The following is a 16,855-nucleotide window of genomic DNA, read 5'->3' as shown; positions in this document are numbered from 1 at the left end:
TATCTGGCGGTGCAGTGGTAACAACAGGTGTTGTTGGTACATCCCCAGTCAACGGTGGTGGTACAGCATTGTCTGCAACAGCATTCGTAGCTGGCGGTACTTACACAAGCTTGGCCAATGTGAACGACAACTTCACAGGTACAGTAGCTAACCTGAACGGTACTACCATCAGTGGTAACGCTGGTGATACAGACACGATCAGCCTGACTGGTAACTCCACTGTTGCTATCGGTAACGGTTCAACTGGCGGTATCATCACCAACATCAAATCTTTGGTGACTGATAACACTGGTGGCTCTATCACTTTCGGTGCAGCTACTACTGGTATCACTACAGTAACTGGCGGTACAGGTGTTGATAACGTTGATCTGACAGGTGCAGGTACTTCCTTCCTGGCCGGTAACGTCAACCTGGGTGCTGGTGCTGGTCAGATATTGACTCTGGGTGCGTTGGCTTACACAGGCACTTTCAGTGCAGGTGCTGGTACAACAGATACTCTGGTATTGGCTGCTGGTGCAAACATCTCTGGTGCTAACATTGCAGGCTTCGAAAACCTGACTCTGGCAGCAACAGGTAACTACACTCTGACTGCAGCAGAATACAATTCCTTCACAGGTACTATCACTGCAGGCAACACAGAAACACTGACATTCACTACAGCTGGTACTATCGTTGCTAACGCAGCGATCGAACGCTTCACTCTGGCGAACGGTACTAACACATTCACTGCTGGTACTAACACAGTGAGCGTTGTCGGTGGCACAGGTAACGATACATTCAACTACACTGCAACACAAATCGCCGGTGCAACAACGCTGGACGGCGGTCTGGGTATAGATACACTGAACATCGGTGCAATCGGCGCTAACTTGAACATCAGTGGGCTGGTAACAGGTATTGAAACAGTGAACGTGACTGGTTCTGCTGCAACTGGCTGGACTTTCACTAACGAAAACGGTGCTGGTGTAACATTGAACTACGCTAAAGGCGCAACAGGCGACGTAGTTGTTCTGGGTACAGGCGGCCAAACAGTCAATCTGTTGGGTACAGCTGCGACAGCAGTAACAGTAACAGGCGGTACAGGTGTTGATACTATCAACCTGTCCGTAACTGCAACTGGTGCTGAAACTATCACTGTTGGTTCCGTTATCTCTGCAATCGATACAGTGGCAAACTTCAAAGTTGCTGGCGCTGACGTGTTCAAGACAGGCACAGCAGCAACAACATTGAACTTGTTGTCTATCGCTACAGCTGATACATCCACACTGGCAGCAGCTATCGCTACAGCAGCAACAGCCGCTGGCGCATCCTTGGCAGCAAATACCCAAGCTTACGTCATCACTGTAGCCGCAGGTACAGCAGCTGGTACATACGCCTTCCAAAACATCGGTGGCACAACTGGTACAGTTGATGCAACTGACTTTATCGTTAAATTGGTTGGCGCAGGTTCCATCGTTGCCGGCGACTTCATCGCTTAATTCAGTAGCAAGCAATGCAATAATGGGTACTCCGGTACCCATGCAACAGGGAGAAAACAGCCTCCCTGTTGTGCAAAACAAAAAACCCACCTCTGTAAAGCGGTGGGTTTTTTTATAACGCGGCGAAAATAGGTATCATGATGCCTTCACTAGTGAACAGTCGCCATCTTTCAGTCGTTATTTTCAGTTGCTATTTATCTGAGCAAGCATCCCTATGAAAAAAGTCAGCCGTAATGATCCCTGTCCATGCGGTAGCGGTAAAAAATACAAACAGTGTTGCATGGCGAAACACGAGGCTGAGCTCGCCGATACCGCAGTGCAGAAAGCCAGTGAGCAAGCTCTGATCAGCCAATATTTGGCACAAGGCATGGCCTTGCATCGTGAAGGGCAATTGGAGCAGGCAGAACAGGCATACCTACAGATTTTGCAATTGGCTCCTGCGAATGCAGATGCCTTGCATTTGTCCGGCCTTATCGCGCATCAACGGGCAAATTACACAAGTGCGATCAGTTTGATCAGCTTATCCCTGCAAACGAATCCCAACAATGCCTATGCCCACAATAACCTGGGGGCAGCATTCAGAGAAAATGCACAGCTTGCTGAGGCCCTGCAATGTTTTAAGCGCGCCAGCAGTCTGAAAGCAGACTACGCCGAGGCCTACAACAATACCGGCAATATTTATAAAGATATGGGCAGGCTTGAAGAAGCAATACAGTCTTATCGGCATGCCTTGATGTTGAACCGCGCTTTGGCTGAGCCCTGGAATAACCTCGCCCTGATTTACCAAAAACAGAAAAATCTTGCGGCTGCACTTGAATGTGCAGAGCAGGCAGCGCAATTGCAACCAGCTTACGCGGAAATACACAATACCCTGGGGAATATCTATAAAGATGCAGGGCAATCGGAAAAAGCACTCAGCAGTTACCGGCGCGCAGTTGAACTTAATCCTCAGCAAGGCAATGCCCTGCACTTTATTAAGGTGTTGTCTGGTGAGCAGAGCGCGCAGGCACCAGATTCCTACGTCAGCAAGGTATTTGATGACTATGCCGAACGGTTTGATCAACATTTACAGCAGGTGCTTGAATACCATATTCCTGTAGTCATCGCGACAGAATTGGGTAAATATCGGACAGCATCACAGGAAAAATGGCGCTTGCTGGATTTAGGCTGCGGCACTGGTCTGGTAGGGAAAGAGCTGGCACCGATGGCAGCGAGCATGGTTGGTGTTGATCTGTCTGAGAAAATGTTGCTCAAAGCCCAGTCCAGACAGCTATACCAGCGCCTTATACAATCGGATTTGCTGACGATGACACGGCAAGAAGCCAGTAATAGCTATGACCTTGTGACTGCAGCAGATGTTTTTGTCTATATAGGGCGACTAGACGACATCGTGGCAGATATTGCGAGGTTGTTGCCTGTCACTGGCTTGTTTGCCTTTTCTGTAGAGTCTGCTGACGAGCTGCCAGCGTCCGATGACAGTGGATATTGCTTGCGTCCAAGTGGCAGGTATGCACACCGCACCGGGTATTTGCAACAACTTGCCAGCCAGTGTGGCTATCACATAGTGCACATGTCGCCACAAACAATCCGGATGGAAAATCATCAGGCGATACCAGGCTACGTGTTTATCTGGCGCAAGTTGTTATAAGAAGATTACCATGTGTTTTGAAAAAACTGGAATCTGTCCACGCTGCTGATACAATACGGGACTTGATTTTTTCCTCGATAACCCCACTTTTGTTCTGACAATCGTGTTGTTATAAAAAACAATTGCCTGGCGCTCACTTTAGCGCAGCACCCATGCCGACAATGGAAATGGGCTTTTTCTAGTTATTGGAGTTTTATTATGTTTCAAAATGCTCAGACCCTGGACAAAACACAGCATAGTGCGTTGCGCTTCAAGCCAGCCGCCGACTTTGCGTTTGCACGTGGCTTGACTACTGCGCCACTGGCACCTGTAGAAATCGCAGAAGCCGCTGAATTCTACCCTGTGCTGTTCACTCCTAATGGCTTGTTGAATGCTGTGGCAGTTCTCGGTTTAAGAGAGCGTAATGTATTTCTGAATGAAAAAAATCAATGGCTGGATACCTATGTGCCCGTACATGCACGCCGTTATCCATTCATCCTGGGCCGCGTTGGTACTACAGATGAATATTTGCTGGCAGCGGATATGGATGCGCCGCAATTCAATGCAACCGAAGGCGAACCGGTATTCACAGACAAATCTGAATTGAATCCTTACTTCGATAAAGTGATTGAGTTGCTCAACAGCTATGAAAAAAACCTGCGCGAAGGCCGTGCAGTAATGAGCGAACTGGAAACAAGCGGTGTTTTGGTTGCCAAAGATCTGAGTTTCCGTGAAGGCCATGAAGTCCACCTGATCGGTGGTTTCCGTGTGGTTGAACGTGAAAAAGTCATGGCGCTTGACGATGCCACACTGGCACGCTGGGTGCGTAGTGGTCTGATGGCATTGCTGGAATTGCACTGGGCTTCTTTCCGTCATCTGGCGAAAGTAGCACTGGCGTCTTCTCGTCCAGCACAGGTTCAGTAATTCACAGGCATCCTGTGTCGTCGTGAATGACATCAGAATGGGGCAAAGTTTGCCCCATTTTCTTTGGTTCTTCTCTCTCTCAGGTGGATAACTTGAAATTACTACATGTTGGCTGCGGGCCACAAAACAAGACAGGAACCACGCCCTATTTTCAGTCCGATGACTGGCAAGAAGTACGGTTTGATATCGACGCTACGGTAAACCCTGATATTCAGGGTACGCTGACAGACATGAGTGCGGTAGAGACAGGTTCCATCGATGCCGTCTATTCGTCACACAATATTGAACACCTGTATCCGCATGAAGTGCCGGTTGCCCTGAATGAAATTTTGCGAGTGCTCAAGGATGATGGTATTTTCGTGGTGACTTGCCCGGATCTCTTGTCCGTCTGCAAGCTGGTCGCCGAAGATAAGTTGCTTGAACCTGCCTATATCTCGCCAGCGGGGCCGATTTCACCCCTGGATATCTTGTATGGCCACAGAGCGGCTATGGAAAAAGGTAACCTCTATATGGCACACCGCTGCGGGTTTACCCAAAAAGTATTAATGAATGTCCTGGCCGGCGCAGGTTTTAAAACTGTGGTTGCTGCATCACGTCCATCGGCGTTTGATCTGTGGGCTGTTGGTAGCAAAAACGCCAGACCTATACCAGAAGTGGAAAACCTCTTGCGCGCCCAACTGAAATAGTCAGAAACACCTAGATAGCGATGCGGAAAAGTCCAGCTCAGGCTCATGGCAACAAGCCAAAGCCAGGTAATAAAGATGCGCTTAAAGCAGCCAGACTGATACAGGAGGCGCTTGCCTTACATAAAAATGGACAGTTGGTCGACGCAGCTGAGCGCTATCTACAGGTCTTGTCCATTGATGCATCCAATTTCGACGCCCTGCATTTTCTGGCCATGATCAGACGTGGGCAGCATCAACTGGAAGAAGCCCTGAATCTGGTCGAGCGTGCTGTCAAAATCAATCCCGCGAACCTGCCAGTGCATGCCACTTACGGCAATTTGATGATGGATTTCGGGCGCCACGAAGCAGCTATTTCAAGCTATGAGCGCTTTCTGTCTGTCATGCCCGACTTCCCGGAAGTGATCAATAATAAAGGCAGTGCCTTGAGCGCACTGGGGCGAGATACCGAAGCCCTGGCCTGTTATGAGCGTGCCTTGCAATTGCAGCCTGACTATCTGGATGTTTATTTTAATCGTGGCAATCTGTACCTGGATATGCGGCGCTATGCCGATGCCCTGAGTGATTATCAACAGGTTTTACGTCTTCATCCCCGGCATTTTCAGGCATTGAATAATCAGGGTAACGCTCTGCAAAAACTGGAACGCTTGCCTGAAGCTGCACAAAGCTACCAGCTCGGTTTGAGCATAGCTCCCGGGAATGCCGAATTACATTCCTCCCTGGCCAACGCCTTTGCAAAACTAGGCAATCTGCAAGCGGCCTGCCAGTACTATGCAAAATCCCTGGAGTTACAGGCAGAAGGTTTTACCAGACACAATGCAGCATTGCAACTGGCTATCCTGCATTACCTGTATGGCAACCAAGCCAATGTAGAGCCCTTGCTGAACGTGGCTAGCGGCATGCTTGAAAATACTGGCATAAAAGATCAGGGTTCGTTGATTTATTGTGTCTACATGCTGAAAATACAGGCATGGTGGCAGCAGTTCAGATCACAGCCGCAATTACATGCCGGATCACTCGCAGACATTTTGTATGTCATTGGCGAGAGCCATATGCTGTCTACCCATCAACTGGCCGTCAATTACGCAGGCAAGCTCTGGCAATGTAAAGGGCACTGGATAGAAGGATGTACCCAATGGCGCATCGGTAATCCGGAGGCCAATCATTACAAGCAGCGTCTGGCTGCATTTCTGCAATCTTTCCCCAATGGCGCTACCGTACTGATAACTATCGGGGAAATTGATTGCCGTCTTGACGGCGGTATTTTGAAGGCCTGGAAAAAAACATCTGCTATTAGCCTACAGCAATTTATCCATGACACGATAGCTGCTTATCTACAGCAACTTGTTGTACTGACTCAGGGGCGGCAACAAAAAATCATCATCAGTGGCGTCCCGGCGGCCAATCTGGCAGACGGTGTGGGTAGCGTCGAAGAGCGGGCGGAATTTGGCAACTTGTTATCTTTGTTTAACCAGTCCTTGCAACAACAAGCCTTGCAACTGGGTATGGATTTTCTGGATGTATTTTCCATGACGGATGCTGGAAATGGCATATCCAACCAGCAGTGGCACATAGATGTGCATCACCTGCGCCCGGATGGTGTACAGCAAGCATTCAATCACCATGTATTGCGATTAGCGCAGGGCTAAACATAGGTGGTTTTTCGCTGCAATCAGTAATTCAATGATCTGATTAACGTTTATACTGTGATAATCAAGTTTTCCCGATATTTCAGCCTAGACGCACCATGAAAATTCTGCTCGTTCATCAAAACTTTCCAGGTCAGTTTACCCATCTGGCCCCCGTGTTGGCGGCCGATGCGTCGAATGAAGTGCTGGCCCTGACGATGCAGAAAAATGCACCGGCAGTATGGAATGGCGTGAAAATCATTCCCTACCAGGTGGCGCGCGGTACGTCGAAAGAAATTCATCCATGGTTGGCGGACGCTGAACCTAAAGTTATTCGCGGCGAAGCCGCCATGCGTGCCGCCCTGCAACTGCGCGAAACCGGATTTAGCCCCGATGTCATCATCGCTCATCCAGGTTGGGGTGAAAGCCTGTTCCTGAAAGAAGTCTGGCCAGATGCCAAGCTGGGTATTTATGGCGAATTCTTTTATCACCCCAAAGGGGCTGACGTTGGTTTTGACCCTGAATTTCCTACTGATTCCATTGATCAGATATGCAAGGTTCAGCTCAAGAACATTAACAACCTGCTGCATATACCGCTGGCGGATGCGGCCATTTCGCCGACACACTGGCAGGCCAGTACCTTCCCCAGCTCATTCCGGGAGCGTATCAGCGTCATTCATGATGGTATCAATACCGACCTGATTGCTCCCAATCCCGCGGTATCCATGAGCCTGGGTAACGGCCTGGTCCTGACCCGTGATGACGAAGTGATTACCTTCGTCAACCGTAATCTGGAACCGTACCGCGGTTATCACATCTTCATGCGTGCTCTGCCACAGATATTGGCAGAACGTCCGAATGCCCATGTCTTGTTGGTGGGTGGCGATGACGTCAGCTACGGTGCCAAATCCGCTACCGGTCAGTCGTGGAAAGACATCTTCTACAATGAAGTGAAACACCTGATGCCAGAAACGGCGCTCAAGCGCATCCACTTCCTGGGCAATATTCCCTACCAGCACTTTATTCCGCTGTTGCAGTTGTCCAGAGTACATGTCTATCTGACTTATCCTTTCGTGTTGTCCTGGAGCTTGCTGGAAGCCATGAGTGCCGGCTGCGCCATTGTTGCATCCGACACACAGCCATTGCGCGAAGCAATACGTCACGATGAAACCGGTCGTTTAGTGAATTTCTTTGATGTTAGCGGGCTGGCAAAAGAGGTGTGTGAGCTGCTTGAGCAGCCCGACACCAGACAAAGGCTGGGAGCCAGCGCCAGACGTTTTGCCTGTGAGTTTTATGATTTGCAACGCGTTTGTTTGCCTGCACAGCTGGAATGGGTACACTCTCTGGTAACTGAAACAAATGTTAACAATGCTGTGGATATATCGGCACAATCGCTGGTAAACACCGTCGTAATTGAGTTAAAATAACTTCATAGCCAGCAAGACCATTAAGAACTCGCGCCCCACAACGGATATTGTGGGGCGTTTTTTTTATTTGGCCGCCTGATTTTGCAATACGGATACAGCGCACTTCATCACATTCAGTTTTGTGTGATTTCTGTGATTTCAATCACAAAGACAGCAACTATTTTCCTCTGGAAATGATCTTTTAATGATCATTCTTTACATTTTCTGTTTCTTTTTCCAAAAAATATAAAACACCAAGTGATGGGAGTATATCGATAATTTCATTGACAATTATTGATATACAGGGGGGGGTATATAAAATTTTCAAGAAAGAAGAAACAAAACACATTTAAAATCAAATTTACTTGTGTTACGCTTTCGAAAAATGTGATGTAGGTCACATTTAATTGATTTGTGAACAGGGATAATGCGGCCTTGTCTTGAAGTACCCAGGTCGTGCAATGTAATGACAGGGCATCTTCATTATCGCATCAGGCAGTATCCCAATTAAATTGGCTGTTTTTAGCACTTGAATGTGCAAAGAATACAAATGATCTCGAAACTTAAAGCCCCACAAACTGAAATTGCACAAGTCCTGATGACTTTCAGGAGTGCATTTAGAACCGTTGGCATTTTCAGTGCCATCATCAATTTGCTGATGCTGGCACCATCCCTGTACATGTTGCAGGTATATGACCGCGTTTTGCAAAGCCGCAACGAAATCACCTTGCTGATGCTGACCATGCTGATGCTGGGTGCCTATGCATTGATGAGCGCGCTGGAATATATCCGCAGCTTCGTCGTGATACGCCTCGGTGCCAAGCTCGACATGCAAATGAACAAGCGTATCTATACGGCAGCGTTTGAACAGAACCTGAAGCGTGGTGGCGGTAATGCCGGCCAGGCTTTGCAGGACTTGACGCAAATCCGCCAGTTCCTGACAGGTAGCGGTTTGTTTGCCTTCTTTGACGCACCCTGGTTCCCGTTTTACCTGGCCGTCATTTTCATGTTTGACGTCTACCTCGGTCTGTTTGCGCTGGGTGCGGTGATCATCATGGTGATCCTGGCGTACGCCAATGAAGTGGTCTCCAAAAAGCCATTGGCAGAAGCGAATGCCATGGCGATTGCTTCCAGCAATCTGGCCACCAACAATCTGCGTAATGCAGAAGTGATTGAAGCCATGGGCATGTTGCCTAATCTGATGTCACGCTGGTTCAAATTGCATGGCCGTTTCCTGCAATTGCAGGCAGAAGCCAGTGAGAAGTCAGGCATTATCACTTCCGTCAGTAAATTTGTACGTGTTTCAGTACAGTCGCTGGTACTGGGTTTTGGTGCATTGCTGGTGATCGAAGGCAAAATGTCGCCAGGTATGATGATTGCCGGGTCCATCCTGTTGGGTAAAGCAACAGGTCCTATTGATCAGTTGATTGGTGTATGGAAACAATGGAGCAGTGTCAAGAGCGCCTATGACCGCCTGAACGAATTGCTGGGTGCTAATCCTGCACGTAAAGCCGGCATGGATTTGCCTAAACCACAAGGTGCCTTGTCCGTTGAAGGTGTCACCGCAGCAGCCCCCGGCTCTACCGTCGTTGTTTTGAAAGCCCTGGGTTTCGCATTGCAACCAGGCGACGTGCTGGGTGTGATCGGTCCTTCAGGTTCTGGTAAATCGACGCTGGCGCGATTGCTGGTCGGTGTATGGCCTGCAGCTGTAGGTAAAGTACGTCTGGACGGTGCTGATATTTATCAATGGAATAAAGATCAACTGGGCCCGCATATTGGTTACCTGCCACAAGACATTGAACTGTTCGGCGGTAGCGTAGCTGAAAACATTGCCCGTTTCGGTGATGTGGATTCAGAAAAAGTCATCCTGGCAGCCAAGCGTGCCGGTGTGCATGACATGATTTTGCATTTCCCGCAGGGCTACGACACCCGTCTGGGTGACGGTGGTGCAGGTTTGTCCGGTGGTCAGAAACAACGTATCGGTCTGGCACGTGCCATGTATGACGATCCATCTTTGCTGGTTCTCGATGAACCGAATTCCAACCTCGATGATGTCGGTGAACAGGCATTAGTGATGGCGGTTAATGATTTGCGTATGCGTGGCAAAACCATCGTGCTGATTACTCACCGCACGACCATTCTTGGTGCAACCACCAAGCTGCTGCTGTTGCGCGATGGCGCGGCCCAGGCTTTCGGACCGCGTGATCAGGTCCTGGCTGCTTTGAACCAGGCTAATCAACAGCAATTGCAACAAGCTCAGCAAGCACAACAGGCTGCAGCACAGCAGCAGGCAGCCGCACAGCAGGCCCAGGGTGGGCAGCAGCAGCCAGCAGCGGCTGAGCCACCGGCAGATACACAAGCAAGAATTGATGCCAGCGTCCAGGCGCAAACGGATGCTACAGCAGAACAGGAATAATCATGAAAAATGCACTGGTCAAGAAAAACGTTGTCACCGATGTGGCAACCCAGCATGTAGAAGTGCTGGAAGTGAATACGGACGCACGTAGTTACTCTCGCATGGGGTGGATCATCATCCTGATCGGCGTGGTGGGCTTCCTGTTGTGGGCATCGCTTGCCAAGCTGGACAAAGGCGTGCCGATGAGTGGTAACGTGGCCGTGGCATCCAGCCGCAAGGTCATCCAGCATCAGACTGGTGGCACCGTGGACGAAATTCTGGTCAAAGACGGTGATGTCGTTCAGGCCGGCCAGGTTCTGGTGAAAATGAACAACGTCAACGCCAAATCAGCTGCAGAAATCGCGCGCGTCCAATTGTTCACGGCACAGGCTATCGAGGCACGTTTGACTGCTGAACGCGAAAATGCCAAGTCTATCCGCTTCCCTGCGGAACTGGACGAAGCCAAGAGTGACCCAAGGGTAGCCAACAATATACTGTTGCAGCAACAACTGTTCACTACACGTCAAGTATCCATACAAAGTGAACTTGGTGCGCTGGATGAAAACATTGGCGGCCTGAAATCGCAGCTCAAAGGCCTGGAAGAATCTATGGTCAGCAAGAAGCAGCAATTGGTGTTCCTCAAGGAACAACTGGACGGCATGCGTGATCTGGCCAAAGAAGGCTATATTGCCCGTAACCGCCTGTTGGATCTGGAACGTACTTATGCCCAGGTGAACGGCAGCATTTCTGAAGACATCGGTACTATGGGCCGTGTATCCCGTCAGGTGACTGAAATCACTCTGCGTAAATTACAGCGCCAGCAAGATTATCAGAAAGAAATCCGCACCCAGTTGTCGGATGTGCAGAAAGAAGCAGAATCCCTGCAAAACCGTTTGACTGCACTGGATTTTGATCTGAGCAATGTTTTAGTCAAAGCACCGGTCGCAGGTACTATCGTTGGTCTGAACGTATTTACCAAAGGTGCAGTCGTTCCTAGTGGCTACAAATTGATGGAACTGGTTCCGCAAGACGACAAGCTGATTGTGGAAGCGATGTTGCCAGTGAATCTGGTCGACAAGGTACACAAAGGCCTGAAGACTGAACTGATTTTCTCAGCCTTCAATACCAATACCACACCGCACATCCCCGGCATTATTACTCAGGTGTCGGCTGACCGTACGGTCGATGAAAGAACTGGCCAGGCATTCTATAAAGTGCGTGCCGAAGTTGCACCTGAAGGCATGAAGCTGGTTGCCAACCTGAATATCCGTCCAGGTATGCCTGTTGAACTGTTCGTCAGCACAGGTGGCCGTACGATGATGAATTACTTGCTGAAACCAGTAATCGATCGCGCCAAAACCGCGATGACAGAGGAGTAATCATGACAACATCCAGGATGCGTCTTAAACTGATCGCAGTGGCTTGCGGTATCTGTCTGTTGTCATCCGGTTCTGCATCGGCGCTGGGGCTGATGCAGGCTTACGAGTCGGCGCTGGTGAATGATCCGTCTTACCGCTCTGCGGTATCGGAAAATATCGCAGGCAAGGAATTCAGGAAGATAGGCCGTGCCGGTTTACTGCCTACCATCCAGTATAACTATGGCACCGCCAAGAATAAGGCTGAAATTACCCAGCCTAATCCTTACCTGGTTTTGCAGCCTAACGTGCCAACGATAACCAACGACTATGACTATACCAGTCTGACAAATACCCTGTCCTTGCGCCAGACCCTGTTCAGTCTGGATACGACAGCACGTTACAGGCAGGGTATTGCACAGACCAATTACAGCGACGCGATTTTCAATGCACGTAGTAAGGAACTGGTCATACGTTTGGTTGCTGCCTACGCAGATGCCAAATATGCAGAAGATCAGCTGGACCTGTTCCGTGCGCAGCGTGAAGCGTATGCAGAGCAAAAACGTATCAATGAACGCATGTTTTCAAAAGGCGAGGGCACCAGGACAGACGTGCTCGAAACCCAGGCCAAGCTTGATGTGGCGGAAGCACAAGTCATTGAAGCACAAGACAATCTGCTGACCGCACGCAATACACTGGCCGCTATCACTGGCACAGAAGTGACTCAGCTTGACGGCCTGCGACCTGATTTTCGTATCATGTCAGTGGCACCTGCCAGTTTTGATGAATGGATGAATATTGCGAATGAAAGCAATCCGGAAATTATCGCTGCCAAATATTCAGTTGAAGCTGCTGAAGAAGAAATTAACAAGGCAAAGGCTGGCCATACGCCGCGTCTGGAATTGAATGCAAGTTATAACCGCGCAATATCTGATAGCCTCGTTAACCGCAGCCAGGATCAGACCGTTAAAAGCATAGGTGTGCAACTGGTCATTCCTTTGTATGCGGGTGGCTATGTGAATGCCATCAGCAATCAGGCAGTTGCCAATCGCGACAAAGCCAGGTCGGATCTGGATGGTACCCGTAACCGCATTTCCATTGAATTGCGCAAGCAATTCAATGCCATGCAAACGGGCGTCACCAAAATTGACGCCTTGCAGAAGTCAGTCAACTCGGCCACCTTGCTGGTGGAAGCCACCAAACAAAGTGTCAAGGGTGGTGTTCGCATCAACCTGGATGTACTGAGTGCAGAGCAACAATTGGTGGCGGCAAAACGTGACCTGGCGCAGGCTAAATATACCTACCTCATCAGCTTCCTGAAATTGCGTGTTGCTGCTGGTAACCTGACGATAGATGATGTCAAGACCGTGTCAGGCTACTTTTCACCATTTAGTTAATTCCTGCCTGCCAGGGGAGGCTGATCAGGTCAATACTCCCCCGGGCAAACAGCAAATAAAAAACGCAGCTAACAAGCTGCGTTTTTTTATGCTGGCCTTGATTAACCTGCCAGTTTCTTTTTCAGTAATTCATTCACCTGCGCAGGATTGCCTTTACCTTTGGTTGCCTTCATTGCCTGGCCCACCAGTGAGTTGAATGCCTTTTCTTTGCCAGCACGGTATTCATCGACAGACTGCTGATTGGCAGCCATGACTTCATCGATGATTTTTTCCAGTGCACCAACGTCAGAAATCTGCTTCAGGCCTTTGACTTCAATGACCTGATCTGCCAGATTCGCATCCGCTGACGGTGCCTGCCACATCGCAGCAAAAACTTCTTTGGCAATCTTGTTGGATATCGTGCCGTCAGCAATACGCTGTAAAAGCACGGCCAGTTGCGCTGCAGTTACCGGGATGGCGCTGATATCCAGGCCTTCGCGATTCAGCGTTGCTGCCACATCACCCATCAACATGTTGGCAGCTGGTTTGGCTTGTGCCACACCGGCTGCTTTCACCACAGTTTCAAAGTAAGTGGCCATGCCTTTGGATTGCGTCAGGATAGTCGCATCATATTCAGTCAGGCCCAATTGCTCAATAAAGCGCTGGCGCATGGCAGATGGCAGTTCCGGCATGGTGCTACGTACCTGCTCTACCCATTCGCGGCTGATCTTCAGTGGCGGCAGGTCGGGGTCAGGGAAGTAGCGGTAATCCATCGAGTCTTCCTTGTCACGCATCTTCACTGTAATTTTCTTATCAGGATCGTACAGGCGTGTTTGTTGAATGACCTTGCCACCATCTTCAATCAATTCAATCTGGCGACGTATTTCATAATTGATCGCCTCTTCCAGAAAACGGAAAGAGTTCAGGTTCTTGATTTCGCAACGCGTACCAAATTCTTTTTGGCCAACCGGGCGCACAGAAACGTTGGCGTCACAACGGAAAGAACCTTCCTGCATATTACCGTCACAAATATCCAGCCAGGTCACCAGCGAATGCAGGGCCTTGGCATAAGCTACTGCTTCCACCGCGCTGCGCATAACAGGCTCAGTGACGATTTCCAGCAAGGGCGTGCCGGCACGATTCAAATCTATACCGGTCATGTTCTGTGCTGCGCCGTGCGTGGATTTACCTGCATCTTCTTCCAGATGAGCGCGTGTCAATTCGATGTTTCTGAATTCCGTTTTGCCGTCTTTTTCAAAGACACAGGGAACGAAACCGCCTTGCACCACCGGGATTTCAAACTGGCTGATCTGGTAACCCTTGGGCAGATCAGGGTAGAAATAATTTTTACGGGCGAAGATGGATTCAGGTGCAACAACTGCACCTACCGCCAGGCCAAACTGTATGGCTTTTTCTACCGCACCCTTGTTCATGACAGGCAAGACGCCAGGCAAGGCCAGATCCACCGGGCTGGCCTGGGTATTTGGTTCGGCACCAAACTGTGTTGACGAGCCGCTGAAAATTTTAGAGTTAGTCTTGAGTTGAGCATGCGTCTCAAAACCGATAACGACTTCCCATTGCATAATAATTCCTTGTCTTGTTGCCTGATGTTGCCTGCTATTTCCAGATATTTACCGGTGTAAGAAACCAGGTAGGAAACTGGATAAGTGGCGCATCAATTCATTTTATTGATCATACTTGCAACTGCCGGTTTTCACATCCACCGTCAGTGCTGAAAAATTCTTGCGTGAACCACAAAGCGTAGGGCAACTGGGCTTGATATGCAGCGCATCGCCTTCCTGTTCCAGGCGTATGCTGCATTGAAAACCACGGTCAAAATCATAACCGCGTTTCGTCCTGGCTGCCATCGCATCCTTGAGTCTGATACGCCAGCCCTTGTCCGTCAGTTCTGCTTCCAGCCCATCGTCCATGTCGATACTGCATTCATGGCCATGGTTGGTGCGAAAAACCGATGATTCCCATTGAAACTCGGTGATCTGCGTACCGTTTAATTGGAAACGTGCCTGATCACTCAGTATCAGGCGTTCGCCAACACCATCTTCCAGTTGGGTCAGGGTACAGGCTACACGTGTATCCAGCACCTGCGCCGCTGCCAGATTGCATAGCAGGTACATGGTCCCGGCCAGGAAGAATTTCAAGTTCATAGCGGTGCGCGGGTATGCCAGTCTGTCGCCTGCTGGAACTGGTGGGCGACATTCAACAGTTTCGCTTCATCGAAATAATTACCGATCAACTGTAAGCCAACCGGACGCTTCGCATTTTTTTCACCTTGTCCAAAACCGCAAGGAATGGACATGCCAGGCAAGCCCGCCAGGCTGGTCGACAAAGTGAAAATGTCTGCCAGATAATTGGCTACTGGGTCATCTGCCTTGGAACCCAGATCCCAGGCTACCGTTGGTGCCACCGGCCCCATGATGACATCGCATTTTTCGAAGGCAGCAGCAAAGTCTTGCGCGATCAGGCGACGTATTCTTTGTGCCTGCAAATAATAGGCGTCATAGTAACCATGTGACAGCACATACGCACCCACCAGAATGCGACGTTTGACTTCGGCACCAAAACCTTCGGCGCGCGACTTCTTGTACATGTCTTCGAGGTCTGTGTAATCCGCTGCGCGATGGCCATAACGCACACCGTCAAAGCGGCTCAGGTTCGAGGATGCTTCTGCCGGTGCAATGACGTAATAGACAGGGATGGACAACTCGGTTTTCGGCAGTGAAATCTCGACCAGCGTTGCACCCAGTTTTTCATATTCTGCCAATGCAGCACGTACCGCTTGCTCGACATCCGCGGCCAGACCGGCTGAGAAAAATTCTTTCGGCACGCCTATGCGCAAACCTTGCAGTGATTTGTTCAGGTCGCGGTTGAAATCTTCTTTCTTGCGTTCCAGCGAAGTGGAATCCCTGGCGTCGAAACCTGTCATGGCATTCAGCAAGATGCCGCAATCTTCTGCTGTCTGGGCGATAGGGCCGCCCTGATCCAGGGAAGAAGCAAAGGCAATCATGCCGTAACGCGACACGCTGCCATAGGTAGGCTTGATACCGGTCACGCCGCAAAACGAAGCCGGTTGACGGATGGAGCCGCCAGTATCTGTCGCCGTCACGGCCGGTGCCAGACGTGCTGCAATCGCTGCTGCCGAACCGCCGGAAGAGCCGCCGGGCACGGCAGTCTTGTCCCAGGGGTTTTTGACAGGGCCAAAGTAGGAATTTTCATTCGATGAACCCATGGCGAATTCATCGCAGTTCAGCTTGCCCAGCGTCACAGTACCCGCCTGGTTGAACAGATCAACCACGGTGGCGTCAAACGGGCTGACATAGTTTTCCAGCATGCGTGAACCGGCGGTTGAGCGCCAGTCGCGGGTGACGAAAATGTCTTTGTGTCCGATGGGGATGCCGGTCAGTGTGGTGGCATTGCCATTGGCCAGGCGTGCGTCGGCTGCCGCTGCCTGCTTTAATGTGAATTCAGGGTCGACATGCAGGAAGGCATTCAAGTCGCTGGCAGCGATACGCGCCAGATAATGTTGGGCCAGTTCAGTGGCAGACGCCTGCTTGCTGTGCAGCAGGGCGGATAATTGCGAAATAGTCTTGGTATGCATAAGTGAATGATTGACTTAATATGACTTATTCGGTCTCGATAACCTGGGGTACTAGGTAGAGGCCATCTTGCGTGGCGGGCGCGGGTTTCTGATAATCCTCGCGATGATTGCTTTCGCTGACCACGTCTTCGCGCAGGCGCAATGCCAGTTCTGGCAACAAGGCCGCGATAGGGTGGCTCAGTGGGGCAACGCCGGTGGTATCAACGGCTTTCAATTGCTCTACCAGTGAGAAAATGCCATTCAATTTTTCCAGAGTGGAGACTTGCTCCGCTTTGGAGGTTTCTATTTTTGCCAGATTGGCAATTCTATTCACATCTTCAAGTGTCAGCGACATGGTTCAGGGGCGCAAAACTGCGCAAAAAAGAGT

Annotated in this window: 13 protein-coding genes; 9 read left to right on the top strand and 4 right to left on the bottom strand. The window is 50.0% G+C overall.

The genetic code is table 11. The features are described from left to right. From ACO0LK_RS04125 to ACO0LK_RS04085, 9 genes are all read left to right on the top strand, one after another. Nucleotides 1-1,478, top strand: a 1,478-nt coding sequence (locus ACO0LK_RS04125) for a beta strand repeat-containing protein (RefSeq protein WP_422972439.1), incomplete at its 5' end; no start/stop codon positions are given. A 214-nt stretch (nucleotides 1,479-1,692) separates the two neighbouring features. Then, a complete protein-coding gene (locus tag ACO0LK_RS04120) occupies nucleotides 1,693-3,126 on the top strand; it encodes a tetratricopeptide repeat protein (RefSeq protein WP_422972437.1) in 1,434 nt (477 codons plus the stop codon). A 198-nt stretch (nucleotides 3,127-3,324) separates the two neighbouring features. After that, entirely contained in the window at nucleotides 3,325-4,029 is a 705-nt protein-coding gene (locus ACO0LK_RS04115; RefSeq protein ID WP_422972435.1) for a SapC family protein, read from the top strand. A 92-nt stretch (nucleotides 4,030-4,121) separates the two neighbouring features. Next, a complete protein-coding gene (locus ACO0LK_RS04110) occupies nucleotides 4,122-4,715 on the top strand; it encodes a class I SAM-dependent methyltransferase (RefSeq protein WP_422972433.1) in 594 nt (197 codons plus the stop codon). Between the two features lie 20 nt (nucleotides 4,716-4,735). After that, nucleotides 4,736-6,361 carry a tetratricopeptide repeat protein gene (locus ACO0LK_RS04105; RefSeq protein ID WP_422972431.1) on the top strand — a complete coding sequence of 542 codons (1,626 nt, stop codon included), beginning with the start codon at nucleotides 4,736-4,738 and terminating at the stop codon, nucleotides 6,359-6,361. Between the two features lie 98 nt (nucleotides 6,362-6,459). Continuing rightward, nucleotides 6,460-7,767, top strand: a complete 1,308-nt coding sequence (locus ACO0LK_RS04100) for a glycosyltransferase family 4 protein (RefSeq protein WP_422972429.1) — start codon at nucleotides 6,460-6,462, stop codon at nucleotides 7,765-7,767. A gap of 529 nt (nucleotides 7,768-8,296) precedes the next feature. Beyond that, nucleotides 8,297-10,162, top strand: coding sequence for a type I secretion system permease/ATPase (locus tag ACO0LK_RS04095; protein ID WP_422972427.1), 1,866 nt, complete (start codon nucleotides 8,297-8,299; stop codon nucleotides 10,160-10,162). A gap of 2 nt (nucleotides 10,163-10,164) precedes the next feature. Beyond that, on the top strand, nucleotides 10,165-11,520 hold the full coding sequence (locus ACO0LK_RS04090) for an HlyD family type I secretion periplasmic adaptor subunit (protein ID WP_422972425.1): 1,356 nt from the start codon (nucleotides 10,165-10,167) through the stop codon (nucleotides 11,518-11,520). A gap of 2 nt (nucleotides 11,521-11,522) precedes the next feature. Beyond that, on the top strand, nucleotides 11,523-12,893 hold the full coding sequence (locus tag ACO0LK_RS04085) for a TolC family outer membrane protein (RefSeq protein WP_422972423.1): 1,371 nt from the start codon (nucleotides 11,523-11,525) through the stop codon (nucleotides 12,891-12,893). Between the two features lie 101 nt (nucleotides 12,894-12,994). Here ACO0LK_RS04085 and gatB read toward each other — a convergent pair whose 3' ends face one another. The 4 genes from gatB to gatC all read right to left on the bottom strand — a co-directional run bounded on the left by gatB (nucleotide 12,995) and on the right by gatC (nucleotide 16,822). Then, nucleotides 12,995-14,461: an Asp-tRNA(Asn)/Glu-tRNA(Gln) amidotransferase subunit GatB gene (gene gatB / locus ACO0LK_RS04080; RefSeq protein ID WP_422972466.1), complete on the bottom strand. Its 1,467-nt coding sequence runs from the start codon at nucleotides 14,459-14,461 to the stop codon at nucleotides 12,995-12,997. Between the two features lie 96 nt (nucleotides 14,462-14,557). After that, on the bottom strand, nucleotides 14,558-15,037 hold the full coding sequence (locus ACO0LK_RS04075; RefSeq protein ID WP_422972421.1) for a hypothetical protein: 480 nt from the start codon (nucleotides 15,035-15,037) through the stop codon (nucleotides 14,558-14,560). Then, nucleotides 15,034-16,488, bottom strand: a complete 1,455-nt coding sequence (gatA, locus tag ACO0LK_RS04070; protein WP_422972419.1) for an Asp-tRNA(Asn)/Glu-tRNA(Gln) amidotransferase subunit GatA — start codon at nucleotides 16,486-16,488, stop codon at nucleotides 15,034-15,036. The genes ACO0LK_RS04075 and gatA overlap by 4 nt, the downstream gene beginning before the upstream one ends. A gap of 25 nt (nucleotides 16,489-16,513) precedes the next feature. Continuing rightward, nucleotides 16,514-16,822, bottom strand: a complete 309-nt coding sequence (gene gatC, locus ACO0LK_RS04065) for an Asp-tRNA(Asn)/Glu-tRNA(Gln) amidotransferase subunit GatC (RefSeq protein ID WP_422972417.1) — start codon at nucleotides 16,820-16,822, stop codon at nucleotides 16,514-16,516. Nucleotides 16,823-16,855 lie beyond the last annotated feature (33 nt).

Origin of the sequence: Undibacterium sp. Ji49W, from assembly GCF_049340205.1 — a bacterium.
Lineage (GTDB): Bacteria > Pseudomonadota > Gammaproteobacteria > Burkholderiales > Burkholderiaceae_D > Undibacterium.
Note: the sequence above shows the minus strand (reverse complement) of the source record. Positions and strands in the feature narration are given on the sequence as shown.

Bases quoted from the DNA above. Each gene is read 5' to 3' on its own strand.
- gatC (WP_422972417.1), bottom strand. From the start codon at position 16,822: ATGTCGCTGACACTTGAAGATGTGAATAGAATTGCCAATCTGGCAAAA.
- gatA (WP_422972419.1), bottom strand. From the start codon at position 16,488: ATGCATACCAAGACTATTTCGCAATTATCCGCCCTGCTGCACAGCAAG.
- ACO0LK_RS04085 (WP_422972423.1), top strand. From the start codon at position 11,523: ATGACAACATCCAGGATGCGTCTTAAACTGATCGCAGTGGCTTGCGGT.
- ACO0LK_RS04100 (WP_422972429.1), top strand. From the start codon at position 6,460: ATGAAAATTCTGCTCGTTCATCAAAACTTTCCAGGTCAGTTTACCCAT.
- ACO0LK_RS04105 (WP_422972431.1), top strand. From the start codon at position 4,736: ATGCGGAAAAGTCCAGCTCAGGCTCATGGCAACAAGCCAAAGCCAGGT.
- ACO0LK_RS04090 (WP_422972425.1), top strand. From the start codon at position 10,165: ATGAAAAATGCACTGGTCAAGAAAAACGTTGTCACCGATGTGGCAACC.
- ACO0LK_RS04115 (WP_422972435.1), top strand. From the start codon at position 3,325: ATGTTTCAAAATGCTCAGACCCTGGACAAAACACAGCATAGTGCGTTG.
- ACO0LK_RS04075 (WP_422972421.1), bottom strand. From the start codon at position 15,037: ATGAACTTGAAATTCTTCCTGGCCGGGACCATGTACCTGCTATGCAAT.
- ACO0LK_RS04120 (WP_422972437.1), top strand. From the start codon at position 1,693: ATGAAAAAAGTCAGCCGTAATGATCCCTGTCCATGCGGTAGCGGTAAA.
- ACO0LK_RS04095 (WP_422972427.1), top strand. From the start codon at position 8,297: ATGATCTCGAAACTTAAAGCCCCACAAACTGAAATTGCACAAGTCCTG.